The sequence below is a fragment of the Mycobacterium sp. 852002-51163_SCH5372311 genome, assembly GCF_001667115.1.
GTDB lineage: Bacteria > Actinomycetota > Actinomycetes > Mycobacteriales > Mycobacteriaceae > Mycobacterium.
On record NZ_LZIJ01000164.1, the window covers coordinates 42,175 to 55,272 of the forward strand.

The window sequence follows — 13,098 nt, forward strand, 5'->3', positions numbered from 1 at the left end:
CCGGGCCGGCGAGCCAGAGAATTTTCCGGCCAAACTGGAACACGTTTCAGTTATTTTCGACTATGCTTCGCGACACTATGGGTGATGCATCGCTGACAACCGACCTCGGCAAAGTCCTGGTCACCGGCGGCTCCGGCTTCGTCGGGGCCAACCTGGTGACCACGCTGCTCGACCGCGGGCACCAGGTACGTTCCTTTGACCGCGCGCCGTCGCCCTTGCCACAGCATCCAAAGCTCGAGGTGCTGCAAGGCGACATCACCGACGCAGCCGTTTGCGCCGCGGCGGTGGACGGCATCGACACGATCTTCCACACCGCGGCGATCATCGAGCTCATGGGTGGGTCGTCGGTGAGCGAGGAATACCGCAATCGCAGTTACTCGGTGAATGTCGGCGGTACCAAGAACCTGGTGCACGAAGCGCAAAAGGCCGGTGTGAAACGGTTCGTCTACACGGCATCGAACAGCGTGGTGATGGGCGGCAAGCGGATCTCCGGCGGTGACGAGACAATGCCCTACACCGACCGGTTCGCCGACCTCTATACCGAAACCAAAGTGGTCGCCGAGAAGTTCGTACTGTCCCAGAACGGCGTCGACGGCTTGCTCACCTGTTCCATCCGGCCCAGCGGCATCTGGGGCCGCGGGGATCAGACCATGTTCCGCAAGTTGTTCGAAAGCGTGGTGGCCGGCCATGTCAAGGTTCTGGTCGGTGGCAAGAACGCCAAGCTGGATAACTCTTACGTGCACAACCTGATTCACGGTTTCATCCTGGCCGGCGAGCATCTGGTGGAGGGCGGCACCGCGCCCGGGCAGGCCTACTTCATCAACGACGGTGAGCCGATCAACATGTTCGAGTTTGCGCGGCCGGTCGTCACGGCGTGCGGGCAGCCGTGGCCGAAGATGCGGGTGTCGGGCCGGCTGGTGCGCGATGTGATGAAGGTGTGGCAGTGGCTGCACTTCAAGTTCGGGCTACCTAAGCCGCCTTTGGAACCTCTTGCGGTGGAACGGCTTTACCTCGACAACTACTTCTCCATCGCGAAGGCCCAGCGCGATCTGGGCTACCGTCCGCTGTTCACCACCAAGCAGGCCATGGACGAGTGCCTGCCCTATTACGTCGACCTTTTCGAGCAGGTGAGGGCGGCATCCAAGCCCCACCTGGCGTCGGTCGTCACCGCGCCCCCGCCGGAGTAGCGGACGCCCCTGCGGCTCGGCCGCGAAAGTGCAACTGGCGACGCATTCTGCAAGTCAGGGCGTCGATGATTGCACTCTGGCGAGAAACGAAACCAGGCGCGAGAACCTAGCCAAGCCGCTGAGTCAGGAACTCGACGACACGTTTGCGGGCCTCGTAGGCCGCTTGGCCCTCGACCTCGCGGACCTCGTCGGTCAGCACCGAGTGCGCCATCTTCCCGAAACCGCCTTCGTTGCCGGGGCCGGAATCGATCTCGATCACCTCGAAAGCATCACCGAGCCGCTCCTTGAGCACCGTGAACCGCTCTTTCGGTGCCATCCTGTCCGCGCTGAACCGCAAACCCATGGCGCACAATCCGTCGCTGGCGCACCGGTCGGCGACGGTGGTCAGCTCGGATTCGCTCAGCCCGGGGTCGCGGCGATGCGCCGCGGCCAGCGCAATCGGGACCGACGGCTGACTGAGCACCGGAGCCAGCACGCTGTCGTCGACGGCGGCGGCCAGCGCGAAGCCGCCGGTGAAGCATTGGCCGATCACCCCGACGCCCTTGCCGGGTGTCGAGGCGTTCAGGTCGCGAGCCAGCGCGCGCAGGAACGACGACACCGGCCGCTGCTTGTTCAGCGCGAACGCCGCGAATTCCCTTGCCACACAAGCCCGGGCGATGGTGGCGATGGTATAGCCGACCGTCTTCGGCTTGCCCGGCTGACCGAACAGCGACGGGATCGCGACGGTGAATCCGTTGTCCACCAGGTGATTACCGAGGCCCAGCACTCCGGGATGGATTCCCGGTATCTCCGGAATCAGCACCACCCCTGGCCCGGCGCCTTTGCGATACACATCGTGGGTGTAGCCGCCACCGGTGAACGGTGCGGCCGACCATCCGGACAAATCTGCTTCGGGTGCAGTCACTCGGGTCTCCTCCTAGAGGCGCTATCGGGCCGGTAACGGCGGCTGCGATTGCGTCGCGGACGCCAGCGTACGGAACTGGTCGGTGCTGCCGGCACCGGTGATCGCGACCTGAGCGCGACCGCCGGGACTGGTGAGCGCGGTGGTCCACACCGGCTCGGAGTCGACTCCTTGGCCGCTGCCCTGATAGACCACCCAGTTGGTGCCGCCGACGTCGACGGCACCGGTCGGATACGCGGACCGGTGAATCGAGCCGACCAGCTTGTCCTCGTCGGCGTTGCTCTGCGTCAGGCTCAGATACCGTCCGCTCGGGGTGATGTACCCGACCGTCGAGGTCGCCGCGTTCAGCCGCTGACCGGTCGACGGGTCGGTTCGCCCGTTCTCGATACCGCCGCGGCTGCCGGAGTTGGACCGCCAGTCCGCCGGCAGCTGCGGCAGCCGGATCGGGAAGCCCAGCGTGGCGGCGTCGGCCCGCAGAGCCGCCGCCGCGTCGTAGGACGGGATGCGCCCCTCGTGGGTGCGGCCCGGCTGGAACGAGCACATCCCGACCAGCGCGGCCAGCAGGATGCAACCAATCACCAGCGGCGCGAGCGACCAGAACATGTCTCGGCCGTCCTGCAGCAGCCGCGGTTTGGCCGGCCTCGCAACGGGCCCTTGCGCGGGGCCGGGCGCCGCGGCCGGCTGACCGGTGGCATCCGGGGCGTTCGGCGTCGGGTCCGCGGTCACGCGGTCGAGTATCCCAGCCGAGCGGCCACAGCCCAGCTCCAGGCGACCGATCTGCTTCTGGGACAATCGGCAACCATGACAGCTGAGGGCGACCGCTCGTCTGGACCTGGTTCGCAAGTAGCCCAGTCGACCGCCGTTACCGGACCGTCGCAGCCTCGGCCGCGCGGCGAAGCCCCCGATCGCAACCTGGCCCTGGAGCTGGTGCGGGTCACCGAGGCCGGGGCCATGGCCGCCGGCCGCTGGGTGGGGCGGGGCGACAAGGAGGGCGGCGACGGCGCAGCCGTCGACGCGATACGTGAACTGGTGAACACGGTGTCCATGCGGGGGGTGGTGGTCATTGGCGAGGGCGAGAAAGACGAAGCGCCGATGCTCTACAACGGCGAAGACGTCGGCAACGGGGACGGCCCGGAATGCGACTTCGCCGTCGACCCGATCGACGGCACCACGCTGATGAGCAAAGGCATGCCCAACGCCATCTCGGTCCTTGCGGTGGCCGATCGCGGCGCGATGTTCGACCCATCAGCCGTGTTCTACATGAACAAGATCGCCGTCGGGCCCGACGCCGCCCACGTACTGGACATCACCGCGCCGGTCGCCGAGAACGTCCGAGCCGTCGCCAGAGTCAAGGAACTGTCGGTGCGGGACATGACCGTGTGCATCCTGGACCGGCCGCGGCACGCGCAGCTAATTGAAGACGTCCGCGCCACCGGTGCCCGGATCCGGCTGATCACCGATGGCGACGTCGCCGGCGCGATCTCCGCGTGCCGGCCGGGCTCGGGCACCGACATGCTGGCCGGCATCGGGGGTACCCCGGAGGGCATCATCACCGCGGCCGCCATCCGCTGCATGGGTGGCGCGATCCAGGCGCAGCTGGCCCCCAAGGACGACGCCGAACGCCGCAAGGCGCTCGACGCCGGCTACAACCTGGATCAGGTGCTGACCACCGAGGATCTCGTTTCGGGCGAGAACGTCTTCTTCTGCGCCACCGGCGTCACCGATGGCGACCTGCTCAAGGGTGTGCGCTACTACCCCGGCGGGTGCACCACTCAGTCGATCGTGATGCGTTCCAAGTCGGGAACCGTCCGGATGATCGAGGCCTATCACCGGCTTTCGAAGCTGAACGAATACTCCGCCATCGACTTCACCGGCGACAGCAGCGCCGCATATCCCCTGCCGTAATCCACCCCTACCCGACGAACAGGATCTGATTCATGGCCGACGACGGCGAGTACCGCATCGAGCACGACACCATGGGCGAGGTGCGGGTGCCGGCCAAAGCGTTGTGGCGCGCCCAAACGCAGCGTGCGGTGGAGAACTTTCCGATCTCGGGCCGCGGCTTGGAGCGCACCCAGATCCGCGCGTTGGGCCTGCTTAAAGGTGCTTGCGCGCAAGTGAACAAAGAGCTCGGGCTGCTGGCACCGGAGAAGGCCGACGCGATCATCGCCGCGGCCGCTGAGATCGCCGACGGTCAACACGACGACCAGTTCCCGATCGACGTCTTCCAAACCGGTTCGGGCACCAGCTCGAACATGAACACCAACGAGGTGATCGCGTCCATCGCGGCCGCCAACGGCGTCACGGTGCATCCGAATGACGACGTGAACATGTCGCAGTCGTCCAACGACACCTTCCCCACCGCCACCCACATCGCGGCCACCGAAGCCGCCGTGCGCCACCTCATTCCGGCGCTCGAGGAACTGCACGAGGCGCTGGCGGCCAAGGCCCGCGAGTGGCACACCGTGGTCAAGTCGGGCCGCACCCACCTGATGGACGCGGTGCCGGTGACGCTTGGTCAGGAGTTCAGCGGGTATGCCCGCCAGATCCAGGCCGGCGCCGAGCGGGTGCGGGCCACGCTGCCTCGGCTGGGTGAACTGGCGATCGGTGGCACCGCGGTGGGTACCGGCCTCAATGCGCCGGAGGGCTTCGGAGCCAAGGTGGTGCAGACGCTGGTCTCCGAGACTGGTCTGACCGAATTGCGCACGGCGGAAAACTCTTTCGAGGCCCAAGCCGCCCGCGACGGGTTGGTGGAGGCGTCGGGCGCGCTGCGCACGATCGCGGTGTCATTGACCAAGATCGCCAACGACATTCGCTGGATGGGTTCCGGGCCGCTGACCGGCCTGGCCGAAATCCAGTTGCCAGACCTGCAGCCGGGTAGCTCGATCATGCCGGGCAAGGTGAACCCCGTTCTGCCGGAAGCGGTGACACAAGTCGCCGCCCAAGTGATCGGCAACGATGCCGCGGTCGCCTGGGGCGGGGCGAACGGCGCGTTCGAGCTCAACGTCTACATCCCGATGATGGCCCGCAACATCCTGGAGTCGTTCAAGCTGCTGACCAATGTGTCGAGGCTGTTCGCGCAGCGCTGCATCACCGGGCTGAAAGCCAATGTCGAGCATCTGCGCGAGCTGGCCGAGTCCTCGCCGTCCATCGTGACGCCGTTGAATTCCGCGATCGGCTACGAGGAGGCCGCCGCGGTGGCCAAACAGGCGCTCAAGGAACGCAAAACCATCCGCCAGACCGTCATCGACCGCGGCCTGATCGGCGACAAGCTGTCGATCGAGGAATTGGACCGCCGGCTGGACGTGCTGGCGATGGCTAAGGTGGCCCAGGACTAGAAGTAAGCAGGTCCGATGAGCGCGACGGCAAGGTTGCGCACATAATTGCGTGACGCGGATGCGTGACCACCTCGAGGGAGGTGGTCTTGAGAGCGAGGGTGAGTGAGGGTGATTCGGCGATGACGGCTCCTCCGGGCGGTCCCTACGGTCAGGATCCCTACGGAACGAATCCGTATGGGCAGGACCCGCAGTGGGGAGGTCAGCCGCAGGGCTACCCGCACCCACAGGGCGACCCGTACCAGCAGGGCGACCCGTACCAGCAGGGCGGGACTTATCCGTATCCGCAGGGTGGTGCTAACCCGCCGGGCGCGCCCGGGTACTCACCTCAGCAGTACCCGCAACCCGGTCAGCAGGCTCCTCCGGGCTGGTCCACCGGGTCTTATCCGCCCGGTCCCCCGCCGAATCGCTCGAAGCTGCCGTGGTTGATCATCGCCGGCATCGCGGTGGTGGGCGTCATCGCGCTGGTGTTGATCCTCGTGTTCGCCGACGGCAAGGACAACAAGTCGACCAACGCCGCGACGACGACTGCCGGGCCAAGCCCCGCGACGTCGGAGCCGCCCAACACCGAGCAGACCGCAACGGACTGCACGCCGAATGTCTCCCCCGGCGACAAGCCCACCGGCGACATGATCAGCGCGGGCAAGCTGTCGTTCCCGGCCAGTGCCGCCCCCGGCTGGGAACCGTTCACGGACGACCAGACCCCGAATCTCATTGGCGCAGTGGGCCTTAGCGCGGAGGTGCCGGGGGCCAGCCAGTGGATCATGCAGGCCGAGGTCGGCGTCACCAACTTCGTGCCCAGCATGAACGTTTCAGCACAGGCGTCGAAGTTGATGCAGTGCATTGCCGCCGGCCCGGGCTATGCGAACGCGTCGCCGAGCCTGGGCCCGACGAAGTCGTCGTCCATCAAGGTCGACGGGGTCACGGCGGAACGACTCGAGGCCGACATCTCGATCGGTGACACCGCTCGCAACGTCAAGGGGGACACCGTCACCATCGTCGCGGTCGCCACCAAGCCGGTGACCATTTTCATGGGCGCCACACCGATCGGCGATGCGGCCTCGGCCGGGATCATCAACGGCGTCATCGCGGCGCTGAAGGTCGCCAAGAGCTGATACAGCCCTACGCTGGCCCCGCGGGCGTCGAGACCTGAGTGGCTTCGGAACGGCCGCGCAGCACGGTGGAATAGCACTCCGTCCAGCGTTCGCGCTCGCCGTCGTCGGCTCGTTCGATGGCGGCGGCGGCGCACAGGATCCGCCGGTCCGAGGTTTTGGCGAGATCGGCCAGCCGCGCGGCCTCGTTGACTGCGTCACCGATAACCGTGTATTCGTAACGGTTTTCGGCTCCGATGTTGCCCGCGAATACCCGACCGGCCGACACGCCGATGCCGAAGTCGACCACGGGCAGCCGGCGCAGTTCGGTGGCCAACGTGCGGGCGGTGGCCAACGCTGCCGACGCCGGATCGCGCATCTTAAGCGGCGCCCCGAAGATGGCCAGTGCGGCGTCGCCTTCGAATTTGTTGATCAGCCCGCTGTGTTCGTCGACGGCATCGACCACTATCCGGAAGAAGTCGTTGAGCACCTCGGCAACCTCTTGCGGCGGACGGCTTTCCGCCAACGTCGTCGAGCCCACCAAGTCGATGAACAGCACGGCCGCCTCGACCACGTCGCCCGACAACGAGGCACCCTCTTCGAGGGCGCGCTGAACGACGTCCGCGCCGACGTGGCGCCCGAAAAGGTCGCGCAGCCGGTCGCGTTCGGCGAGGCCGGTAACCATCCGGTTGAAACCCGTTTGCAGACGCCCGATTTGGGACCGTTCGTAAGCGCCGACGGACGTCTCGATGTTGCCGTGTTCGACTTCGGCCATCGCGTCGACGACCTCGCTGACCGGATCGGCGATGGATCGGGAGGTCAGGATCATGATCGGTAGTCCCAGCACCACCGCGGCCAGCACCACGACCAGGACGGGCACATCCACCGATGCGTCTTTCGGAATGATCCAGCCGTTCGAACGAAGAATTATCAGGGTCGCGATGATCGCGACGGGAAGCGCGGTGCACAGGAACCACATCAGGACCAGGCGCGCGAACACGCCCGGTGTCGACAGACGAGGTTCGCAGCCGCGCGTGGCCGCGACCATGATCGGACGCAGGGTGCGTTGTGCCAGCAACAATCCCGTGCCCGCGGCAGCTATGCCGCCGAGCACCACACCCAGCAGAATGGGCAGCAGCAGCGATGCCCCGCCGTTGTGGTTCACCAGCATCAGCACTGCCCCGCATACAGCCCAGGTCGCCAGCAGGATCGCCGACTGCCGACCGGCCAGTTTCATGGCGGTGTCCCGTTGGCGCGAGTCCGGCTGATCGCCGCTGACGTACCACCGCAGGGTGGGTGCCAAGTTCACCATTCCGGCTATCGCCACGGTGATGAGCCCGAGCACGATCAGCACCACCACCAATGGCGTGTTGTTGCGCGCGAAGTCGGCGTTCAACGCGCCCGAGGTGTGACTTCTCAGCGGGACCATGATCGCCGCGGCGCCCGTGACTGCACACACATAGGACAGCGCAAGATCCCCGGCGTATTGAATCAACAACTGGCGGGCGCGCTTTCGGAATTCCCCATCGGCGGGCGCCGGATCACGCGATCGTCGCGCGCCCCAAATTTGGAGCCAGCCCGCTTTCGCCACCCCATTAAGGTAGCGGGCTGCGCTTCTAGGCACCGTTGTTCGGACCGCCGGAGTTCTGCCCCGGAATGTCGGTGATCGGGAAGTTGGGCATCGGCTTGGGCGACGGCGTGTTGGGCAGCGCCGGAATTTCGCTGGCCGGAATGTCGTGAAGTTCGTTGACAGGGGGGCCGTTTTCGCGGCCGCCGTAGCTGCTGCCCGGGGCGCGCGGCCCGAGCAGTTCGCTGACCGTCACCAGGTGGTAGCCGTTGGCCTTGAGCACCGGGATGAACTGGTACACCAGGTCGACGGTGCTCGAATAGGTGTCATGGAACAGCACTACCGAGCCCGGCTTGATCTGGCGCATCAGGATGGACCGCGTTGCTGCCGTGTTCGAGTCGTTGGCCCAATCGAAAGGGATGACGTCCCAAAGTATTTCGGCCAAACCGAAGCGGCCCGCGGTCTGGCGCACCGCATCGTTGGACAGCCCGCCGGCGGGCCGATACAGCGCGGGCGTGCGACCGGTCGCGGCGGTTATCGCGTCGTTGGCCTTGGAGAACTGGGCGGCGACGTCGTCGGCAGGGATGGTCGTCATGTTGGGGTGTTCCCAGGTGTGGCTGCCGATTTCCATTCCGGCGTCCGCGATGCGCTTGGCTCCTCCCGGGTTGGCGGCAACTTTGTTGCCGATCAGGAAGAAGGTGGCCTTGGAGTCGCTGTTCTTCAGCACTTGCAGCAGCCGGTCGGTGTACGGGCTGGGCCCGTCGTCGAACGTCAGCGCAACGCACTTCATCACCGCGCAATTCAGGTTGTCTGCGCGCGTCACGTGTCCGGTAAGACCGCCGATGACCAGCACTGCCCCGGCCGCTACGACGCCGATGACGGTCCGCCAGTAGCGCCAGGCCTGGGTGTCAGGTCTTTTCGGCACGATGGCAGCCTACCGGGCGCCGGATGTGAAGCCTGGGCGTCGAGTGTGAATCCTGGGCTTCGCGGGTGAATCCTGGGCGGAAAAATCGCCGAATTTCCGCCGTGGCTACACAGCCAACGCCCACGATTCACAATGAAAACCCTGGCTACACAGCCAACGCCGACGATGCACACTCATTTCCGCTCAGCGCACACAGCAGGACTCTCAGTGCGGACCGGTGATCTCCTCGAGCATCTCAGTGACCAGGGCGGCAATCGGCGACCGTTCGCTGCGCAGCAGCGTGATGTGGGCGAAGAGCGGGTGACCTTTGAGCTTCTCGATCACCGCTGCCACGCCGTCGTGGCGGCCGACACGCAAGTTGTCCCGCTGGGCGATGTCATGCGTCAACACCACTCGAGAACCCGTACCGAGCCTGGACAACACGGTGAGCAGCACGTTGCGCTCGAGCGACTGTGCCTCGTCGACGATGACGAACGAGTCGTGTAAGGAGCGTCCGCGGATGTGGGTGAGCGGCAGCACCTCGAGCATGCCCCGCGAGAGCACCTCGTCGAGCACCGCAGGGCTGGCCAGGCCTTCGAGTGTGTCGAACACCGCCTGGGCCCACGGGCCCATCTTGTCGCTCTCGCTGCCGGGTAGATAGCCGAGCTCCTGGCCACCCACCGCATACAGCGGGCGGAACACCACCACCTTGCGGTGGGTGCGTCGCTCCAGCACCGCCTCCAGCCCGGCGCACAGCGCCAGCGCCGACTTGCCGGTGCCGGCTTTACCGCCCAGCGACACGATGCCCACCGACTCGTCGAGCAGCAGATCCAGCGCCACCCGCTGCTCGGCCGAACGCCCGCGCAGCCCGAACACCTCGCGGTCGCCGCGCACCAGCTGGACCCGCTTGGCAGCCGTCACCCGGCCAAGCGCATGCGAACTGCCGCCCAGCAATCGAATCCCGGTGTGGCAGGGCAGGTCCCGGGCCTCGGCCAGGTCGATCTCGCCGTCGGCGAACAGTGCGTCGATGTCCTGGGGCGCAGTCTCGATTTCACGCATCCCAGACCACCCGGAGACAACGACGTCCTGGGCGTGGTATTCGTCGGCGGCCAGGCCGACGGCGGCGGCCTTCACCCGAAGCGGAATGTCCTTGCTGACCAAGGTGACTCGCTGACCCTCCGCGGCGAGGTTGGCCGCGCAGCACAGGATCCGGGAGTCGTTGCTGTCGGTCCGGAAGCCGGCGGGCAGCACCGCCGGATCGGTGTGATTGAGTTCGACGCGCAGCGAACCGCCTTGTGTGCCAACCGGAATAGGCTGATCAAGCCTGCCGTGTTCGAGTCGAAGGTCGTCGAACAAGCGCAACGCCTGGCGAGCGAACCAGCCGAGTTCGTGATGGTGGCGTTTGGCCTCCAGCTCGCTGATCACCACCAGGGGGACCACTACGTCGTGTTCGGCGAACCGGCTGCACGCCCACGGATCGGACAGCAGCACGGAAGTGTCGAGCACGTACGTCCGGGTATCGGTCACGGAGCGCTCCTATGGCTTATGGGCGTCAAAGGGCCCAGTCGCCCGCGCGGACCCACACGGGCATGTCGGCGGGGGCCGCGGCACCAGGACCGGGGCCGGTCCTGCCTTCACGAAAACCGGAGCAGAAACCGGGAGTGCCGCCCTGGCAGCTGGGAATGTCGCTGGCCATCGGATGCGACGCTACTCCGGTGGCGACATGCCTGCAGGGCAGGCGCGCCGACGTCGGGAATTCTCCTTAGCCGGTGACGAATTGCTTCAATTGCGGCTCGTCGGCCACGCCCCATTCGGTGATGCGGTCGGAGATCGCCTGGCGCAACTGCGCATCGTCGAAAATGCCGGCCTGGGCGACGTTGCGCACCTTGTCTTGATAGGCATCGATGTCAGCGCCGAGCACCTGCAGGTCGGCCGCACGGGAGGCAATCGCGGCGATGGTCTCGTGGCGGGTGTACTCGAGGCAGTGCGCGACGAGCTTGGCGAACAACTGCTCGTGCCGCTGCTCGTCGCGGGCGATCCGGTCGATGAGCCCGGCCAAGATCGGCTCCTCGAGCTGCGCGGCCAAGTTGCGGCAGAAGACGGCGTAGCAGCGCTCTGACAGCGCCATCTGAACCAGGAGTTCGACCTGGGAGAGCGTGTCGGCGCGATAGCCCTTCATCACGTACTGGACCCGAACCTCCTCGTTGGCGGTCGGGTCGACCTCACGGGTCACCACCAGGTATTCCCGTAGTGCGATGGCATGCAGATGCTCCTCGGCGGTCCACCTGCCGAGCCAGCGGCCCCACCACTCCTCGAGAATGAAGTGCTCGACGAGCTCACGGTGATGGCTGGCCAGGTTGTCCTTGAGGATCAGCAGGATCTCGCAGGCGTCCGTGAGAGTTCGGGGCAGTGTCGCCTGAGAAGGATCCCAATCGCGGCCGCCGAGGAAGGCGAAGTTCTCGCCCCGGTCGAACGGCACGTAGTCGTGCGCGAACCAGAGCTCCTCGGTGTTGAGGTGGCGATCCATTTCGGCTTCCACGACGGGCTCCAGCTCGAGGATCAGCGCGTTAGGGACAGGTTTCTGTGCCATGCGGTAACTGTAACCCGCGTACACAGGTGCCCTCAAATTGCCGACGTGGCGTGTCGGGAGCGCGATACCGGCTCGCGTGGGCCGGTCAGCTGCCGGCCAGGCTCCAGTCTTCGAGGCCTTCGTACAGGGGAAACTCCCTGGCCAGCCGGGTCGCTCGTTGCCGCAGGCCGGCAATATCGGCGCCGCTGCCACCGGCAAGGGCCGTCGCAATGATGTCGGCGACCTCGGCGAACTCGGCGTCACCGAAGCCGCGGGTGGCCAGCGCCGGGGTCCCTACCCGCAAGCCTGAAGTCACCATCGGCGGCCGGGGGTCGTTGGGTACCGCGTTGCGGTTGACCGTGATGCCGACCTCGTGCAGCAGGTCCTCGGCGGCCTGGCCGTCGAGCGGGGAGTTCCGCAGGTCCACCAGCACCAGGTGGACGTCAGTGCCACCGCTGACCACCGACACGCCGGCCTTGGCGACGTCGTCGGCCAGCAGCCGATCGGCGAGGATGCGCGCGCCGGACAGGGTGCGCTGCTGCCGTTCGGCGAATTCGGGGGTGGCGGCGATCTTCAGCGCAACCGCCTTGCCCGCGATGACATGCATCAGCGGCCCGCCCTGCTGGCCGGGGAACACCGCGGAGTTGACGGCCTTGGCGTATTCCTGCTTGCCCAGGATCATCCCGGAACGTCCGCCGCCGAGGGTCTTGTGGATGGTGGTGGACACCACGTCGGCGTGCGGCACGGGCGACGGATGCAATCCCGCGGCGACCAGCCCTGCGAAATGGGCCATGTCGACCCACAGCTTGGCGCCGACCTCGTCGGCAATCGACCGGAAGGCGGCAAAGTCGAGGATCCGCGGATAGGCCGACCATCCGGCGATGATCACCTTCGGGCGGAACTCGAGCGCCTGAGCCCGCAGCGCATCCATGTCGATCAGGTGCGTGGTCGGGTCGACGCCGTAGAAGCCGTTTTCATACAGCTTGCCGGAGAAGTTCAGCCGCATGCCGTGGGTGAGGTGCCCGCCGTTTGCCAGGTCGAGGCCCAGCAGCCGCTCACCCGGTGACATCAGCGCGGCCAGCACGGCGGCGTTGGCCTGGGCACCGGAATGCGGCTGCACATTGGCGAAATCCGCGCCGAACAACGCCTTGGCGCGGTCACGCGCGATGTTTTCGACGACGTCGACGTGCTCGCATCCGCCGTAGTAGCGCCGGCCGGGCAGGCCCTCGGCGTACTTGTTGGTCAGCACACTGCCCTGGGCCTGCAGCACCGCACGCGGCACGAAGTTCTCCGAGGCGATCATCTCCAGGGTGTCGCGTTGGCGGCCTAATTCTTTGCCCAGCAGCTCGGCGATGTCCGGATCGACCTCGGTGAGCGGGGCAGACATCACAGACGCGTTTCGAGCAGTAGCAGTGCGGGCGTCAGGTGCGGCAGTCACGGGCGCCAGTCTATCCAGCGGGACCTGCGGCAGCGCCAGGCGCCGAGTGTGGGGTTCGAGCCCCGTAGATTCGTCCCGCCCACCCCAGCCCCGCTAAGGCCAGCCC

11 protein-coding genes are annotated in these 13,098 nt (G+C 66.5%); 4 read left to right on the forward strand and 7 right to left on the reverse strand.

Annotated features, from left to right (window positions below):
- The first annotated feature begins 62 nt into the window (after window positions 1-62).
- A complete protein-coding gene (locus tag A5791_RS17930; protein ID WP_067239686.1) occupies window positions 63-1,187 on the forward strand; it encodes an NAD-dependent epimerase/dehydratase family protein in 1,125 nt (374 codons plus the stop codon).
- Window positions 1,188-1,293: 106 nt separating this feature from the next.
- Here A5791_RS17930 and A5791_RS17935 read toward each other — a convergent pair whose 3' ends face one another.
- Both A5791_RS17935 and A5791_RS17940 read right to left on the reverse strand, forming a co-directional pair.
- Complete coding sequence (locus tag A5791_RS17935) at window positions 1,294-2,091, reverse strand: dienelactone hydrolase family protein (RefSeq protein WP_067239688.1); 798 nt, start codon at window positions 2,089-2,091, stop codon at window positions 1,294-1,296.
- A gap of 21 nt (window positions 2,092-2,112) precedes the next feature.
- A complete protein-coding gene (locus tag A5791_RS17940) occupies window positions 2,113-2,814 on the reverse strand; it encodes a DUF4245 domain-containing protein (protein ID WP_067239771.1) in 702 nt (233 codons plus the stop codon).
- A 75-nt stretch (window positions 2,815-2,889) separates the two neighbouring features.
- Between A5791_RS17940 and glpX the strand changes: the two genes are divergently transcribed.
- From glpX to A5791_RS17955, 3 genes are all read left to right on the forward strand, one after another.
- Window positions 2,890-3,993: a class II fructose-bisphosphatase gene (gene glpX / locus A5791_RS17945; protein WP_067239690.1), complete on the forward strand. Its 1,104-nt coding sequence runs from the start codon at window positions 2,890-2,892 to the stop codon at window positions 3,991-3,993.
- 32 nt (window positions 3,994-4,025) lie between these two features.
- Window positions 4,026-5,426 carry a class II fumarate hydratase gene (locus tag A5791_RS17950; protein ID WP_067239692.1) on the forward strand — a complete coding sequence of 467 codons (1,401 nt, stop codon included), beginning with the start codon at window positions 4,026-4,028 and terminating at the stop codon, window positions 5,424-5,426.
- A gap of 119 nt (window positions 5,427-5,545) precedes the next feature.
- On the forward strand, window positions 5,546-6,538 hold the full coding sequence (locus A5791_RS17955; protein ID WP_067239694.1) for a hypothetical protein: 993 nt from the start codon (window positions 5,546-5,548) through the stop codon (window positions 6,536-6,538).
- A 7-nt stretch (window positions 6,539-6,545) separates the two neighbouring features.
- Here the strand turns inward: A5791_RS17955 and A5791_RS17960 are convergent, their stop codons facing one another.
- From A5791_RS17960 to glyA, 5 genes are all read right to left on the reverse strand, one after another.
- Window positions 6,546-7,943 carry an adenylate/guanylate cyclase domain-containing protein gene (locus tag A5791_RS17960; RefSeq protein ID WP_082967002.1) on the reverse strand — a complete coding sequence of 466 codons (1,398 nt, stop codon included), beginning with the start codon at window positions 7,941-7,943 and terminating at the stop codon, window positions 6,546-6,548.
- Window positions 7,944-8,130: 187 nt separating this feature from the next.
- Window positions 8,131-9,006: a polysaccharide deacetylase family protein gene (locus A5791_RS17965; RefSeq protein WP_067239696.1), complete on the reverse strand. Its 876-nt coding sequence runs from the start codon at window positions 9,004-9,006 to the stop codon at window positions 8,131-8,133.
- 204 nt (window positions 9,007-9,210) lie between these two features.
- Window positions 9,211-10,512, reverse strand: a complete 1,302-nt coding sequence (locus A5791_RS17970) for a PhoH family protein (protein WP_067239698.1) — start codon at window positions 10,510-10,512, stop codon at window positions 9,211-9,213.
- Between the two features lie 235 nt (window positions 10,513-10,747).
- Complete coding sequence (locus A5791_RS17975) at window positions 10,748-11,575, reverse strand: acyl-ACP desaturase (RefSeq protein ID WP_067239700.1); 828 nt, start codon at window positions 11,573-11,575, stop codon at window positions 10,748-10,750.
- Window positions 11,576-11,660: 85 nt separating this feature from the next.
- Window positions 11,661-12,941 (reverse strand): serine hydroxymethyltransferase, encoded by a 1,281-nt coding sequence (gene glyA, locus A5791_RS17980; protein WP_067239702.1) that lies wholly within the window; start codon window positions 12,939-12,941, stop codon window positions 11,661-11,663.
- Window positions 12,942-13,098 lie beyond the last annotated feature (157 nt).